Here is a 15,517-nt window from a genome sequence, read left to right as displayed (position 1 = left end):
GTCAGACGCCGTGCCCGGCCGGCAACGCCTCGCGAGGTGCGAGCGGTCCCGGGGCGGTGCCGTCACCGAACGGGGAACCCCCGAGGGCTTCGCGACCGTGGGCCGTCAGCCAACCGGTCAGGTCCGGCCCGCGGGGGACGATCCGCGTCGGGTTGATGTGCGCGTGCACGACGTAGAAATGCTGCTTCGACTCGGTGAAGTCGACGGTGTCGCCGAACCCGGGCAGCTGGAAGAGGTCACGGGCGTAGGCCCAGAGCACCGGCATCTCGGTCAGCTTGTGCCGGTTGCACTTGAAGTGGCCGTGGTACACGGCGTCGAAGCGGACGAGGGTGGTGAACAGTCGGACGTCGGCCTCGGTGATCGATCCGCCCATGAGGAAACGTCGGGTGCTCAACCGGTCCGACAGCCAGTCCAAGGTGCCGAAGAGGCGCTCGTACGCCCGCTCGTAGGCCTCCTGCGACCGGGCGAAGCCGCATCGGTAGACACCGTTGTTGACGTCGGTGTAGATGCGCTCCATCACCGAATCCATCTCGTCCCTGAGCGGCTCCGGATAGAGATCCGGAGCCCCGTCGCGGTGGTGCGCCGCCCACTCAGTGGCGAAGTCGAGCGTCATCTGCGCGAAGTCGTTGGTCGCCACGGATCCCGAGGGGACATCGACGAGCGCCGGCACCGTGATGCCCTTGTCGTAGTCCGGGAAGCGGGCGAGGTACGCCTCCTGGAGCCGCTCGTACCCCAGGACCGGGTCGCGCCGGTCGGGTTCGAGGTCGAACGTCCAGCTGCGCTCGTCGTGCGTGGGCCCGCACGTCGCCATCGAGATCGCGTCCTCCAGGCCGAGCAGCCGGCGCACGATGATGGCCCGGTTCGCCCAGGGGCACGCCCGCGCGACGACCAGCCGGTACCGACCGGGCTCCACCTGCCACGGGCCTGAACCGTCGGTCGTGATCCGGTCGGTGATGTAGTTGGAGGCGCGCCGGAATTCCTGCTGGTCAGTGCCGGCATGCCCGGCCTGGTCATCGCTCATGCTGGTCCCGCCCTGTCGCCTCGTGGTCCGCACACTGGGGTGGAGCTCGATCGCCGGGTTCGGCAGAGGCTTCGCGCCTTGCCTGGACCTCGCTGGCGATCGATTTTCGGGGTGACGAAACGTCGCTGGGCGGCCCGTGCCACGGCCGGCCAGCACCGTCCGGGAGACGACCCGCTCAGTCCCCGGCGGTGGGGGATTCCCCGAGGTGGATGTCGAGCGCGCTGGTGTCGGATGACGCACCCTCCTGCGCGGCCGCCTGCTCCCGGCCGGCCACGGCGTCACGAGCCATCCCGAAGAGGGCTTGGGGGTGCACGGGCACCCGTCGCACGCGGAACTCGCCACCGAGCGCGTCGTCGATGGCGCCGGCGACGGCAGCACCGACCGCGATGAGCCCGACCTCCCCGAGTCCCTTGGCACCGAACGGGTTGTTGGGAGTCGGTGCGTCCTCGGTGATGAAGTAGTCGACGCGTGGCATGACGTCAGCGGTGGGGAGCAGATAGTCCATGAACGACGTCGCCAGCGGCTGACCGGCCTCGTCGTACAGGAACTCCTCGAAGAGGGCGCCCCCGATGCCCTGCGCCGCGGCGCCGATGATCTGCCCCTCGGTGGTGAGCCGGTTGATCACCTTGCCGGCCTCCGTGCTGACGAAGAACTTCCGGATCGTGTGGCTGCCCGTGGTCGGGTCCACCTCCATCTGCACCAGCGTGATCCCGTAGGGGTAGTTCATGTGGTCGTCGAGGTAGACGGCGTCGGCACCGAGCCCGGGCTCCTTGCCGGCCAGCCGGGCGGAGTAGTTGTCGAATCGCTGCGCGATCTCGGTCAAGGTCAGGGACATTCCCGGTGTCCCCACCACCTGGACCTTCCCGTCGCGCAGCTCGAGGTCGGAGACGTCGACCTCGAGCATCTCGCTGGCGAGCTCGAGCGCCTTGTCGCGCGTCTTGATCGCGGCGAGGCGGGCGGCGCCACCGGCCAGGACGGTGGACCGGCTCGACCAGGAACCGACGCCGTCCGGGATGAGGTCCGTGTCGCCGTGAAGCACGTCGATGATGTCCGGCTCGATGCCGAGCTGGTCGGCGACGATCTGGGCCAGGATGGTCTCCACGCCCTGGCCCACGTTCGAGGCGCCCGTCAGCACGCGGACGCGTCCGGTCTCGTCCACCTCGACCGATCCGGTCTCGTACAGGCCGAGACCAGCCTTGTCCATGAGCAGCCCGACACCGTTGCCGACGAGGCGCCCCTGGGCCCGCAGCTCCTCCGCCTCGGCGCGCCAGGCATCGAAGTCGGCAGCCACGAGCGCCTTCTGCACGTGGTCGAGCACGTCCCCGGAGTTGAACGAGTAAGGCTCGAACGCGATCTCGATGCCCGGCTCGTAGGGGAGGTCGGCGGCAGTCAGGAGATTGCGGAGCCGGAGCTCCACGGGGTCCATGCCGATCTCGGAAGCGGCGAGGTCGAGGAGCCGTTCGCGGGCGAAGGTCCCTTCGAAGCGGCCCGGTGCCCGGTAGGCGGCCAAGGGTGTCTTGTTCGTCAGCACGGCGTGCAGATCCACGTCGTACGCGGGAACCCGGTAGGGGCCGATGATCATGCCGGCCGTGATGTCGCTGACCAGGGGCTCGGCCTGGCGCATGAATGCACCGTGGTTGTGCCAGACCTCGTCGCGGAGCGCGAGGATCCTGCCCTCGGCGTCGAAGGCGCCCGAGATGCGGTGGACCTGTTCCCGCGCGTGCGCGATGCCGACCATGTGCTCGACCCGGTCCTCGATCCACTTCACCGGCCGCCCGAGGAGCTGAGCGGCATGCGCCACGAGGACGTACTCCGGGAAGGCACCGCCCTTGACGCCGAAGTTGCCGCCGACGTCCGTGTGGCGCATGCGCATGCTGCTCTGCGGCATTCCCAGCATCTTGGCCATGACCCGGCGGGAGTCGTGCACGTGGACAGGGCCCCACATCCACAGCTCCTTGCGAGCGGGGATCGGCTCGACGATGCAGCCGCGGGTCTCCATCGGGATCCCGGTGTGGCGACCGACCACGAACTCGCCGGACACCACGTGGGCCGCCTCCGCGAAGGCGGCGTCGACGTCACCGTACTGCTTGAGGAACCTCGCCGGCTCGTTCCCTCCCGGGAGGAGGTGCGTGCTCGACGTCGCCGCCTCGACCGGGTCGAGGAGGACCGGGAGCTCCTCGTAGTCGACGCTCACGAGCTCGGCCGCGTCCTCGGCCAGGTACGGGTCCTCGGCGATGACGGCGGCCACCGGCTGGCCCACGTAGAGCACCTTGTCCACTGCGAGCAGGGGATGCCCGAACTCGTCGATCCGGGGAAACATCTCGTGGTAACCGATCTCCTCGATGGGGATCAGGCCGAGGTGGCGGACGTCCTCGCCGGTCAGCACCAGCCGGACACCCGGTAGCGCCCGCGCCGCCTGCGTGTCGATCGCGAGGATCCTCGCGTGGGCCATCGTGGCGCGGACGACTCGCATCGACAGGCCCCCGGCCACCTCGACGTCGTCGACGAAGATGCCCTGGCCGCGCAGGAGACGGCGGTCCTCGATCCGTGGTGTGCGGCCGCCGACGTGCTTGGCCTCTGGCGCACGGCTGGAGCTGGTGACGGTCATGCGGGGTGTCGACCTTCCGCTTCGTGGGGTGGAGCACAGTATCGAGCCGCCGGAGTGCGCCTCCTTGCTCGGAATCCGAAGGTCGAGTCGCTGGATTGCCCGCAGACGACAACTGGGTGAACTCCCGCCGACTCCGCACGGCGGGCGAACGGTGCGCCCGGGGGGCCCGCCCAGGTAGGCCACTCCGCCGGCTCCCGTCCTCCGTGGCCGGCGCGAACGGTGGAGCCTGCGGTCCAGCGGAGTACATGGATGGACAAACCGATCCGTCACTTCTGCTGATCCGAGACATTCCGCAGGGTGCGCGGGTCCGGATACTCCACAGCAGTCGCCGCGCGGGGGAGCCCGGGACGCCGTTCCTCGCTGACACCAGCGGTCCGCTGCACCTGTTCGAAGGAGAACCGAGTGGCATACGACGTCATCGTTGTCGGTGGAGGGTTCGCCGGCCTCCGGGCCGCGCGCGATCTCGCAGCAGCGGGCTCCTCCGTGATCCTCTTCGAGGGCGGGGATCGCCTCGGCGGCCGTGCCTACACCCGCGCCTCCCAGCTGTTCCCCGAGATCCAGGTCGAGATCGGCGGTACCTACCTGGAGCGGCACCACCACCCGCGGTTGGCCGGTGAGCTCGATCGCTACGGGGTGGCCACCGCCCCAGCCCCGGAGGTCAGCGTCTTCCGCAACCGCCTCGGACCGGGCGACCACGACAGTGCCTTCCCCATCCCGGGGGAGGAGGCCACAGCCGTCGAGACGGGCCTGTACCGGATGCTCCGCGACGCTCATCGCATCGACATCACTGCAGGGCTGGAGAACCAGGGTCTCGACGATCTCGACATCCCGCTCACCGACTACGTCGACACGCTGGGGCTCGGACCCGTGGCCAGGCAGCTCGTCCTCTCCTGGAGCTGGAACATGCTGGGACAGCATCCTTCGAGGTCCTCGGCGCTGTGGGCGCTCCAGCAGATCGCCTCCCACGGGTACAGCGTGCTCGGCGTCGTCCTCTCGCTCGACGAAGTCGTCCCTGCCGGCATGAACCAGCTGGTGTCCGCCATGGCCGCCGATGTCCCGGAGGTCGTCCTCGGAGCGCGGGTGACCTCCGTCGACCGGCAGGACGACGGGTCCTACGACGTGGTCGTCGAGCGCGGCGGCGAACGAGAGCACCACCGCGCTGCGCACGTGGTGATCGCGACACCGTTCAACACGTGGCGGAACATCACGCTGGACCCGCCGCTCCCATCGGTCCGCGCTGATGAGGTGGCCCGAGGGCATGCGTGCAGGGGACTCAAGCTGATCGTCCACGTCACGGGCGTGCCCGAGGGGCTGTCGTGCACCGGGGACGGCGTCTTCCCGACCGTGTACGACTACATGGCGACCCCGGACGGAGGACGGTTCCTGGTCGCCTTCACCGACTCCGAGTCATTCGATCCGACCGATCTGGGAGCGGTCGCCGCTGCGATCCACCACTACGTGCCCGAGGCAGTCGTGCACGGCGTCGAGTACCACGACTGGGCGGCCGATCCGCTGTTCGGCGGCCCTTGGGTTTCCCCGTACGTCGGTCAGTTCAGCCGGATCCACAAGGGTCTCGGTGAGCCGCACGGCAAGGTGTACTTCATCGGGTCGGACGTCTCGCTGCAGTTCCCCGGCTACATCGAGGGAGCGCTGGAGACCGCTGACGTCGCCGTGACCCGCGTCCTGGGCATCTCCCCGGAACGGCCTGCTGTCGCGGCCCACGTCTGAGCATTCGGGGTCCACGGACGTTCGGCGACGTATCGGCGATGCGGCACCCCGCGCCCGGCGACTGATCCGACGGCCCACACCACGACCGCGCGCCCACGTGTCGACGAGAGGTCTGCATCGTGCCACCTGCTGATCATCACGAGATCCTCTTCGAGCCGGTCGCCATCGGCCCCAAGACCCTCCGCAACCGCTTCTACAACGTCCCCCACGGCACCGCGTACGGGGTTCTCCGCCCGTCCACGTGGGCCGCGTACCGGGCGGTCCGCGCCGAAGGGGGATGGGCGGCCGTGTCGACGGAGTTCTCCAGTGTCGGCCCGAGCAGTGACGAGTTCCCGTTGCACTCGAGCGACATCTGGGACGAGGAGGACGCTCGTCGCCACAAGCTGATGGTGGACTCCGTCCACGCCCACGGCGCGCTGGCCAGCATCGAACTCCACCACGGTGGCGCTCACGCGATGCGTCGGATCTCCCGTGAGCCCGCTCTCTCTCCCTCAGGTCTGGCGCCCGAGCTCCCTCCGCCGGCCGGCCCGCCGGGGACCCCGAAGGCCATGGACCTGGACGACATCGAGCGGATCGAGCAGGCGTTCGTGGACGCCGCGGTGCGCGCTCGCGATGCGGGCTACGACATCGTGGACGTGCTCGCGGGGTACGGCTACCTCTTCGCGCAGTTCCTGTCGCCCTTCCACAACCACCGCACGGACAGCTACGGCGGATCGCTGGAGAATCGGGCGAGGTTCTGGCTGGAGACGCTCGGTAGCGTCCGCGACGCCGTGGGTGCCGACTGCGCCATCGCGACCCGGTTGTCGATCGAGACGCAGGGTCCGTGGGGGCACAGCCTCGACGAGAGCGTGGAGCTGGTCCGGATGGCTGACCCGCTGGTCGACCTCTGGGACCTGAACGTCGGGTCGGTCCTCGACTGGGGGAGCGACATCAGTCCCTCGCGGGTCATCCCCGAAGGTCAGAACATGGAGATCTTCGGGCGGATCCGTCGCGCCACGGAGAAGCCCGTCCTGGGGGTGTCGCGGTGGACGAGCCCCGACCTCATGGCGCAGGCGGTGCGCTCCGGGGTCATCGACATCGTCGGGTCCGCCCGTCAGTCGATCGCGGATCCCTTCTTCCCGAGCAAGGTCCAGGAAGGCCGCATCGAGGACATCCGCGAGTGCATGGGGATCAACCAGTGCATCAGCAGCCTCGACCGGGGCAACATGACCTGCGCCCAGAACGCCACCGCGGGGGAGGAGTACCGGCGCGGGTGGCACCCGGAGCGCTTCGAACCCCTCACCCGCCCCGACGTGAGCGTCCTGGTGGTGGGCGCCGGCCCGGCAGGCATGGAGGCGGCGATCGGTCTGGCGAAGCGAGGGGCCGAGATGGTGCACCTCGTGGACGCCGCGGAGCACCTCGGCGGGCATCTCCGGTCGGTCGTCGACCTGCCGGGACTTCGGGAATGGGGACGATTCATCGACCACCGGATGGTCCAGATCGAGAAGCTCCCGAACCTGCAGTTCATCCCGTCGACCAGGTTGAGCGCCGAGGACGTCCGCGACTACGGGGCCTCGCACGTGGTCGTGGCCACGGGCGCTCGCTGGTCGGGCACGGGCCTCACGCCCGGTACGCATGCACCGCTGGAGGGGGTCGTCGAGGGGGCGGACCGGGTGTTCACGCCGGAGCAGCTGCTCGTCGAGGGCCGGCGCCCCGCTGGGGGGAGCCACGTCACGGTCTACGACGCCGAGGGCGTCTACATGGGCGCCGGCATCGCCCAGCTCCTCGCCGACGAGGGCTACGCGGTCTCCGTCGTCACGCCCCATGCCCAGGTGGCAGCCGAGGGTGACCTGACCCTGGACGGGCCGGCCATCCGGGCGTCGCTGCACAGCAGCGGCGTGGCGATGCACCGCGAGATCACGCTGACCGTGGCCGATCAGGGACGGGTCCTCGGGGTGGGCGAGTTCGAGGAGCCCTTCTCGTTGGAGACGGACGCTCTCGTCCTGGTGACGATGCGGGCACCGCTGGACGATCTGTACCAGGAGCTCGTCAGTGACCGCGAGACGCTCGCCGCAGTGGGCATCGAAGCCGTCCACCGCATCGGGGACGCGCTGTCGCCGCGCCCGATCGCCGAGTCGATGTTCGAAGGTCACCGACTGGCGCGCGAGTTCGAGTCGCCCGACCCCGCGGTCGCACTTCCCTACGCGCGCGAGCCGCTGCGGCTGGTCCTGGAGGACCGACGACGGTGAGTCGGATCCTGGTCACCGGCGCCGGCGGCACGACGGGCCGCCACGTGGTGGCCGCACTCGTGACCCGGGGCGCCACCGTCCGCGCAGCCTCGCGCAACCCCGCACGGCTCCTCCTCGAGAAGGTGGAAACCGCCCGATTCGACTGGCATGACGAGTCGACCTGGGTTCCTGCGCTCGACGGAGTGGACGGCGTGTACCTCGTGAAGCCGCACTCGGGCGATGTCGTCGAGGCCGTCGCCGATTTCCTGATCGCCATGGAGGTCGCCGGCGCGCGTCGGCTCGTGCTCCTCTCCGAGTGCGCCGCCGACACGCGGTCCGAGGACATCAGCGAACGTCGCGTCGAGCGGGCGGTGGAGGTCAGCGGCCTGGAGTGGACGATCCTGCGCCCGAACTGGTTCATGCAGGACATCGTCGACGAGGACTTCTTCGGGCCCATGATCCGGAACGACCGGATCATCGTGATGACGACGGGTGGGTCGGCCATCGCGTGGATCGACGCTCGCGACATCGCCGCGGTCGCAGCGGAGGCGCTCGTCACCGGTGGGTGGGCGGGCACCGCGCTCGAGCTCACCGGTCCCGAGGGCCTGACGCTGGCCCAGGTCGCCGAGCGCATCGCCGCAGCCGCCGGCGGCTGCGTCAGGGCCATCGAGGAGAGCCTCTCCGAGGCCGAGAAGCGCATGCGCACCGATGGGCTCGACGAGGCGTCCGTCGCCTACATGACACGGATCGCCGAGAGCATCGTCGGGGGGCACACCGCCACCGTGACGGGTGAGGTCGAGCGGGTGACCGGTGGCCGGCCACGCCACATCGACGCTTTCCTGGCGGAGCACGCAGCAGAGCTGTGGCCGTCCAGCGACGTGAGGAACGAGTGAGCGAGACACTCGTAGGCTTCAGCGCGTGACACTCGAGGACGACCTGCGCACCCTGGCTGACGGGGTCCGGGAACGACTACCCGCGCTCGCCACGAAGATCGCGCGGCGATTGCGCGAGGAGATCCCGGAGTTCTACCTGCGCGACGATCCCGTCCTCAGGGCCGCGGAGAGCGAGACGATCACGACCTCGGTCCGGGACATCCTCGACGGCATGACGGAGGAGCGACCTCCGCCCGAGCAGGCGTCCGACACGCGCCTCCGGGAGGCTCGGCTCGCGGCCCAGGCCGACGTCGACCTCCATGCCCTCCTGCGCACGTCCCGGGTCGGCCAGGCCCTGACCTGGGACTGCATCCTGGAGGTCGCGGACGAACTGATCCCCGACTCCGCACGGCGGCTACCCGTCCTGCGGCATGTGAGCCAGTACCACTTCGCCTGGAACGACCGGGTCACGGCTTCGATCATCGAGGCCTACCAGCGGGAGTACCACGCGTTCTACATGCAGGGGCGTGACCGCAAGCGCCGTGCTCTGGTCCGGGATCTCCTCGCCGGCATCCCCGTCGACGAGGCCGCTCTCGGATACGCCATGCGTGGCCGGCACCTGGGCGTGATCGCCTGGGGCGCGGAACCGGAAGCGACCATCAAGAAGGCCGCCACCGCGCTCGGCTGGCAGTCACTGAGCGTCTCCGGAGCGGCCGGCACGGTCGTCGGGTGGCTGGGTCGGCCGAGCACCAGGACGACCGACGACAGCGACCTCAGTGCAGTCGAGGTGCCGCGGGAGACGCACCTAGCGGTCGGCCAGTACGCGAACGACGTCGAGGGGATGCAGCGGACCTACCGTCAGGCCTGGCAGGCCTACCGGGTCGCACGGATCCACCCGCAGCCGCTGACCCGTTACAGCACGATCGCCTTGGAGGCTCTGGTGCTGCGGGATCTACCAGCGGTCCGTGACTTCATCGTCGAACAGCTGGGGCCGCTGTACGGCAAGGACGAGCGCGCCAAGGTCCTGCGGGAGACCCTGCGCGCCTACTTCGCCAGCGGGCAGAACGCCGCAGCGACGGCCTCGATCATCGGCGTGCACGAACGTACGGTGGCCTATCGCCTCCGGTCCGCGGAGAAGGTGCTGGAGCGGTCGATCGCCACCGCGAGGGACGAACTCTCGATCGCACTGCGCATGTACGTCCTGCTGCAGGAGGACGAGCGGACGGACCTGGCAACACTGGAGGACCAGGTCCTCGGTCCTGCTCCGCTGTGATTCCTCTGCGGAATCCGGGCAGCCGATGCTCGCCAATTGTGAGAGAGCGCAGAGACATCGGCGGGTTGGTCCGGGCAGTGTGGAAGCCATTCCGCACACGGCATCCCATCGAGGTGCCGTCGCTGCGGGCTGGTGAGGAGGAGGCCGCCATGTCCGAGAGTGCGTGCGCCATGGAACGGGACCAGTGACGCGGTCGTGAAGCCCCCGTTGTTCGATTACGAGGCGCCGTCCACGGTGGAGGACGCAGCCCGGCTGCTCGCGGAGGGTGGCGAGGACGCGAAGCTCCTGGCAGGCGGTCAGAGCCTGATCCCTCTGCTCAACCTCCGGTTCGCGGCGCCGTCCCTGCTGATCGACCTGAACGGTGTCGACGGACTCGGACAGATCCGGGCCGAGGACGGGCAGCTGAGGCTGGGTGCGCTGGTGCGGCACAGCACGGTGGCCGGCGACCCGCTCGTGGCAGACCGGCATCCGCTGCTGAGCGAAGCGATGGGCTACGTCGCCCACCCCCAGATCCGCAACCGGGGAACGATCGGCGGCACGACCGCGCACGCGGACCCCGCTGCAGAGGTCCCGGTGGTGCTGCTGATGAGTGACGCGCGGGTCGTCGCCCGCTCCACGCGTGGACGACGGGAGATCGGGGTCGACGACCTCTTCGTCTCGATCTTCACGACCAGCCTCGAGCCGGACGAGATCATCAGCGAGGTGATCATCCCGGATCGTGCGGTGGAACCCGGCACGGCCGTCGGTTCCTCTTTCCAGGAGTTCGCCCGCCGGCACGGCGACTACGCAATCGGCGGGGCCGCTGCGATCGTCCACCTCGGCCCCGACGGCGTGTGCCGTTCGGCACGGGTCGGCCTGCTCGGGGCCGGGATGCGACCGGAGGAGTCGCGCGCTGCAGCGGCAGTGCTCGAGAGCGGCACCTTCTCGGAAAGGGCCGCGCGGGAGGCGGCAGCAGTGGCAACGACGGACATCAGCCCCCTGGGCAACGTGCACGGCGACCCGGACTACCGGCGCGAGGTCATCCGGGAGATGACCTTCCGCGCCGTCATGACGGCAGCCGACAAGGCGAAGGCGAGGATCGCGTGAAGCGGGAGATCGAGCTCGAGGTCAACGGCGACCGCTACCAGCGTGCGGTCGAACCGCGGATGTTGTTGTCGGACTTCATCCGACACGAGCTGCGGCTGACCGGCACGCACGTGGGCTGCGAGCACGGTGTCTGCGGCGCATGCACGGTGCTGTTCGACGGTGAACCGGTGCGCTCCTGCGTGATGCTCGCGGTCCAGGCCGATGGGCACAGCGTGCGGACGGTCGAGAGCCTCGCCCAGGGCGGTCAGCTCAACAGGCTGCAGCGTGCGTTCAACGAGTGTCACGGACTGCAGTGCGGGTTCTGCACCCCAGGTTTCCTGATGACGTTGCAGCCCGTCGTGGACGAGGGGAAGCAGCTCTCCGACGACGAGATCCGCGACGCGATCTCCGGGAACATCTGCCGGTGCACGGGCTATCAGCAGATCGTGGAGGCCGTCAGCCAGGCTCTCGCCGAACCGCAGGAGGACGAGCGGGCCGGCACGGCCTGACCAGGAGCCATCGTCTGATCCCCACGGCGGGGTCGGTCTCCGGGACGTCCGGGGACCGGCCCCGCTTCGTCATTTCCGCGACGACGTGACTTTCGCGATTCGGACAAGCGCGGCCGGAGTTGTGTGGCGGATGCAATAGAAGGCAGCGGCAGGCCCTCGCAGACTTCGTCCACCGCCAAGTGATGGCGGCGTAGCGAATCCCCGAGGAGTGCAGCATGATCCGGCACGTTTTCATGTGGCAGGTCGCCGAAGGCAACGACCCCGATGAGGTCATCGACCTGCTGAACACGCTCAAGGGCATGAGCAGCATCCGCAGCTGGGAGCTCGGCAAGCACACCGGCGACCCCGGCGACAACGGCACGCCGTGGGACGGCGTCCTCATCAACGACTTCGACGACTGGAACGGCCTGGAGGAGTACTCGGTCGACCCCTTCCACGCCGAGGTGGTCGGGAAGCTGCTGCCCAAGCTCGCGGCTCGCGCGGTCGTCGACTTCGAGAAGGTCACCCCGTGACGGCGACGCAGCCTCGCGCGGACATCCAGGTCGCGACGAGCCCGTGGGGTCCCGACGACCAGCTCGGTGCCCTGAACTACCTGGACCCGGTCCGCTCGGCGGAGGTGCTCGCGCGCGCGGACGGGCGCCGTGTCTACGACCTCAGCATCGACTACTTCGTCGGCATGCCGAGCTTCCAGGCCGCGGGTGACCCGGCCTACCAGCTGTTCATGAGCCACACCCCGCAGGGAACTGTCGTCGACAACCTGAACGGTGTCGGGGCCGAGGTGAACCGGCACGTCTGCTACTCGGGCGACGTCGTGTTCATGTACACCCACACGGGCACGCACATCGACGCCCTCAACCACTTCGGTGTCGACGGAGCCATCTACAACAACTTCAAGGTCGACGAGCACCTCGGCAGCCGCCACTGGACCCGTGGCGGCGCGGAGCAGATCCCGCCGATCGTCACCCGAGGCGTGCTGTTCGACGTCGCCGGTCTCAAGGGCGTCGAGTGCCTGGAGCCGTCGTACGCGATCACGGTCGAGGACCTCCAGGCATGCCTCGAGCAGGCCGGCACCGAACTGCAGGCCGGCGACGTCGCACTCATCCGCACCGGGCGCATGGCGTTCTGGCCGGACGGCAGCAAGGTGCTGGGCAATCCGCCCGGAGTGGGGCTCGACGCGGCCCGCTGGCTGACGCAGCAGAAGATCGCCGCCGTCGCCGCTGACCAGGAATGCGTCGAAGTCGGACCGTCCGAGCAGGAGGACAACTGGCTGCCCGGCCATTGCCACTTCCTCGCCGAGGCGGGTGTCCCGATGATCGAGCTTATCGATCTCGAGGCCCTGGCGCGGGACGGTGTCCGGGAGTGCGCCTTCATCGCCGCACCCATCCGCCTCCGCGGTGCCAGCGGTGCGCCGTTGCGGCCGCTGGCGATGCCGCTCGTCGACCCGGCATGACCGCCGCCCCGATGACCGGGCGCCCCGGCGACACGCGCATCGCCGTCGTCGGGGGCTCGATCGCAGGACTGACGGCGGCCGGGCTGCTCCGCGACGCCGGTTACGAGGTCGACGTGTACGAGCGGTCCCCGGGGCCGCTGTCCGGTCTCGGCACCGGGATCGTCGTCCAGCCGGAGCTGGTCCGGTTCCTCCTGGAGCGGACCGGCACGACCCTCGACGACATCAGCGTGCCCTCGTCCTCGGTGAAGTACGTGAACGCCGCGAGCGGAGCGATGATCGGGCAGACCGACGTCGGCTGGCGCTTCACGTCCTACAACGCGCTCTACCACCGTCTCCTCGGCCACTTCGGCCGGGAGCGCTACCACTTCTCCTGCAACCTGGAGCGGGTGGTGGATGACGGCGACCAGGTCGAGCTCTTCTTCAGCAGTGGAGAGGTGGCACGGGCGGATCTGGTCGTGCTGGCCGACGGTGGCGCATCCGCAGGTCGCCGCCAGTTGACCGGGGTGACGCCCGAGTACGCGGGGTACGTGACCTGGCGCGGTGTGGCGGAGCTCGACGCGTTGTCCTCACGGACCCTGGACTTCTTCGACGATGCCTTCTCGTACGGGTTGCTCGAGGACGGCCATCTCATCGCCTATCCGATCCCGGTCGTCGACGCGGAGGGTCGGGTCAGGCGGGGGCTGAACTACCAGTGGTACAGGAACGTGGCGGCGGGGCCGGAGCTCGACGCGCTGATGACCGACCGCAACGGTGTGCGGCGGCCCACGTCGGTCCACCACCACGACCTGCACCCCGACGTGCTCGCCGGGTTCGAGGAGTCCGCACGCCATCGGCTGGACGACATGTTCGCGGAGCTGCTGCTGGCAGCTCGTGAGCCCTTCGTCACCGTGATCGCCGATGCGGAGGTGCCGCGCATGCGGATCGGACGCTGCCTCCTCATCGGCGACGCGGCGATCACCCCGCGCCCGCACGCCGCCGCCGGCGGGGCGAAGGCCTGCGCCGACGCCTGGGCGCTCGTGGACGCGCTCACCGGTGCCGGAGACGACCTCGACGGTGCCCTCAGCCGCTGGGAGACTCACCAGCTGGCCGTCGGGCGCGCGTACCTGCGAAAGGTCCGCCGCATGGCGGAGGTCCTGCAGCACGGCGGCCCCTTCCCGCCCGGCGATCCGGCCTACCGGTTCGGCCTCCCGGCAGTCACCACGGTCTGACCGCGGCCCCCCGCAACTCCCTACGAGAGGTAAGTGCCTGATCATGCAGCTCACCAACGAGTTCGACGTGTCCGTGCCTGTCGAGGAGGCATGGCGCCTGCTCACCGATCTGGAGCGGGTCGGCCCGTGCCTGCCCGGCGCCTCCATCACCGGCCGGGACGGGGAGGACTACCTCGGCCAGGCCAAGATCAAGGTGGGCCCGATCACCGCCAACTACAAGGGAACCGCACGCTTCATCGAGTTGGACGAGACGGAGCGGCGCGCCGTGCTGTCGGCCAAGGGACGGGAGTCCCGCGGTGGCGGGGATGCGCAGGCAGTGGTTACCGCGACGCTGGTGGACAAGGGAGACGTCACCCACGTGACGGTGCTCACGGATCTCACGCTGTCCGGGAAGGTCGCCCAGTTCGGCCGTGGCGTCATCAACGACGTCAGCACTGCCCTGCTCAAGACGTTCGTGACCCGCCTCGAGGCGATGGTCCAGCAGCAGCCCGAGGAGAGCGCGCCCGAGCCGGCTGCCGCGGGCACCAGGACCGACAGCCGCCCCGGAACCGACGCGCAGCCACCGCGGTCCCGGGGCAGCGAGCCGGACCGCCTCCGGCCCGCGACGGCACCCGCCGCTGACGACCACGAGGACGTCTTGAGCGTCCTCACCCTTGCTCGCAGCATCACCGCGAGCAAGCTGCAGCAGCCGGTCCCGCTCGGCGCCGCCCTGCTCGCTGCCCTGTTCGCCTACCTGCTCGGCAGGCGCCGGTCATGACCGTTCCTTCCACGAGGACGGCGAACGTCCGGCTCCTGCAGATCGCCTACGGGGATACCGAGCCGCTGGTCGAACGCGTCGAGCGCGTCACGGCCCTGATCCGCCAGCAGCGCGGCGCGGATCTCGTCGTGCTGCCTGAGCTCTGGGCGCACGGCGGCTTCTCCTACGAGTCGTGGCAGGACGGCGCAGAAGGCGTGACCGGGTCGACCGTCAGCGCGATCCGTGCTGCGGCACGCGAGGCGCGTGTCGTCCTGCACGGAGGGTCGATCATCGAGCGGGACCCGGTGTCAGGCGCTCTGTACAACACCGCCGTGGTCATCGACAGCGGGGGTGAACTCGTCGCCACGTACCGCAAGCTGCACCGGTTCGGGTTCAGCGCCGGGGAACCGACCCTGCTGACCGCGGGGGACCAGCTCGCGACGGTGGACCTCGACCTCGGCGGCGAGTTTGTCCCCGTCGGTCTGGCCACGTGCTACGACCTGCGCTTCCCCGAGCTGTTCCGGATGTTGACGGTCAACGGGATGCAGCTGAGCGTGATCGTCGCCGCGTGGCCGCTCGCGAGGGTCGAGCACTGGCGGGTGCTCGCGCAGGCGCGAGCGGTGGAGAACCAGGTCGTCGTCATCGCGTGCAACACCGCCGGGACGCACGCCGGGGTGACGATGGGCGGCCACAGCATGGTCGTCGATCCCCTGGGTCGCGTGCTGGCGGAAGCCGGAGAGGACGAAGAGGTCCTCGCCGTAGAGCTCGACCTCGGCGGAGTCGACGCGACGAGGGCGAACTTCCCCGTGCTGCTGGATCGCCGGTTCTGAACGAGGACCA

Annotated in this window: 13 protein-coding genes; 11 read left to right on the top strand and 2 right to left on the bottom strand. The window is 69.6% G+C overall.

Features of this window, described 5'->3' with window-relative positions; translation table 11 throughout:
* Position 1: 1 nt before the first annotated feature.
* Positions 2-1,021, bottom strand: a complete 1,020-nt coding sequence (locus GCU60_RS16480; protein WP_163207204.1) for a glutathione S-transferase family protein — start codon at positions 1,019-1,021, stop codon at positions 2-4.
* Positions 1,022-1,196: 175 nt separating this feature from the next.
* Positions 1,197-3,629 carry a xanthine dehydrogenase family protein molybdopterin-binding subunit gene (locus GCU60_RS16475; RefSeq protein WP_163207202.1) on the bottom strand — a complete coding sequence of 811 codons (2,433 nt, stop codon included), beginning with the start codon at positions 3,627-3,629 and terminating at the stop codon, positions 1,197-1,199.
* 402 nt (positions 3,630-4,031) lie between these two features.
* On the opposite strand from GCU60_RS16475, the gene GCU60_RS16470 reads away from it, so the two are divergent.
* From GCU60_RS16470 to GCU60_RS16420, 11 genes are all read left to right on the top strand, one after another.
* Entirely contained in the window at positions 4,032-5,357 is a 1,326-nt protein-coding gene (locus GCU60_RS16470) for an FAD-dependent oxidoreductase (protein ID WP_163207200.1), read from the top strand.
* Positions 5,358-5,476: 119 nt separating this feature from the next.
* Positions 5,477-7,585, top strand: coding sequence for an NAD(P)-binding protein (locus GCU60_RS21710; protein ID WP_163207198.1), 2,109 nt, complete (start codon positions 5,477-5,479; stop codon positions 7,583-7,585).
* Positions 7,582-8,457 (top strand): NAD(P)H-binding protein, encoded by an 876-nt coding sequence (locus GCU60_RS16460; protein ID WP_163207196.1) that lies wholly within the window; start codon positions 7,582-7,584, stop codon positions 8,455-8,457. Before GCU60_RS21710 ends, GCU60_RS16460 begins: the two co-directional genes overlap by 4 nt.
* 25 nt (positions 8,458-8,482) lie before the next feature.
* Positions 8,483-9,709, top strand: coding sequence for a helix-turn-helix domain-containing protein (locus tag GCU60_RS21705; protein WP_163207194.1), 1,227 nt, complete (start codon positions 8,483-8,485; stop codon positions 9,707-9,709).
* Between the two features lie 132 nt (positions 9,710-9,841).
* Positions 9,842-10,795 carry an FAD binding domain-containing protein gene (locus tag GCU60_RS16450; RefSeq protein ID WP_116451731.1) on the top strand — a complete coding sequence of 318 codons (954 nt, stop codon included), beginning with the start codon at positions 9,842-9,844 and terminating at the stop codon, positions 10,793-10,795.
* Complete coding sequence (locus tag GCU60_RS21700) at positions 10,792-11,283, top strand: (2Fe-2S)-binding protein (RefSeq protein WP_277394610.1); 492 nt, start codon at positions 10,792-10,794, stop codon at positions 11,281-11,283. Before GCU60_RS16450 ends, GCU60_RS21700 begins: the two co-directional genes overlap by 4 nt.
* Positions 11,284-11,498: 215 nt before the next feature.
* Entirely contained in the window at positions 11,499-11,795 is a 297-nt protein-coding gene (locus tag GCU60_RS16440; protein ID WP_116451732.1) for a Dabb family protein, read from the top strand.
* Positions 11,792-12,733, top strand: coding sequence for a cyclase family protein (locus tag GCU60_RS16435; protein WP_116451733.1), 942 nt, complete (start codon positions 11,792-11,794; stop codon positions 12,731-12,733). The genes GCU60_RS16440 and GCU60_RS16435 overlap by 4 nt, the downstream gene beginning before the upstream one ends.
* Positions 12,730-13,941, top strand: a complete 1,212-nt coding sequence (locus tag GCU60_RS16430; protein ID WP_239521323.1) for an NAD(P)-binding protein — start codon at positions 12,730-12,732, stop codon at positions 13,939-13,941. Before GCU60_RS16435 ends, GCU60_RS16430 begins: the two co-directional genes overlap by 4 nt.
* Before the next feature lie 43 nt (positions 13,942-13,984).
* Positions 13,985-14,698, top strand: a complete 714-nt coding sequence (locus GCU60_RS16425) for an SRPBCC family protein (RefSeq protein ID WP_116451734.1) — start codon at positions 13,985-13,987, stop codon at positions 14,696-14,698.
* Positions 14,695-15,507: a carbon-nitrogen family hydrolase gene (locus tag GCU60_RS16420; protein ID WP_116451735.1), complete on the top strand. Its 813-nt coding sequence runs from the start codon at positions 14,695-14,697 to the stop codon at positions 15,505-15,507. Before GCU60_RS16425 ends, GCU60_RS16420 begins: the two co-directional genes overlap by 4 nt.
* Positions 15,508-15,517 lie beyond the last annotated feature (10 nt).

It is taken from the genome of Blastococcus saxobsidens (assembly GCF_010682065.1).
Lineage (GTDB): Bacteria > Actinomycetota > Actinomycetes > Mycobacteriales > Geodermatophilaceae > Blastococcus > Blastococcus saxobsidens_B.
Note: the sequence above shows the minus strand (reverse complement) of the source record. Positions and strands in the feature narration are given on the sequence as shown.

Coding starts and splice junctions, on each gene's coding strand:
- GCU60_RS16480 (WP_163207204.1), bottom strand. CDS start 1,021: ATGAGCGATGACCAGGCCGGGCATGCCGGCACTGACCAGCAGGAATTC.
- GCU60_RS16475 (WP_163207202.1), bottom strand. CDS start 3,629: ATGACCGTCACCAGCTCCAGCCGTGCGCCAGAGGCCAAGCACGTCGGC.
- GCU60_RS16440 (WP_116451732.1), top strand. CDS start 11,499: ATGATCCGGCACGTTTTCATGTGGCAGGTCGCCGAAGGCAACGACCCC.
- GCU60_RS16430 (WP_239521323.1), top strand. CDS start 12,730: ATGACCGCCGCCCCGATGACCGGGCGCCCCGGCGACACGCGCATCGCC.
- GCU60_RS16425 (WP_116451734.1), top strand. CDS start 13,985: ATGCAGCTCACCAACGAGTTCGACGTGTCCGTGCCTGTCGAGGAGGCA.
- GCU60_RS16420 (WP_116451735.1), top strand. CDS start 14,695: ATGACCGTTCCTTCCACGAGGACGGCGAACGTCCGGCTCCTGCAGATC.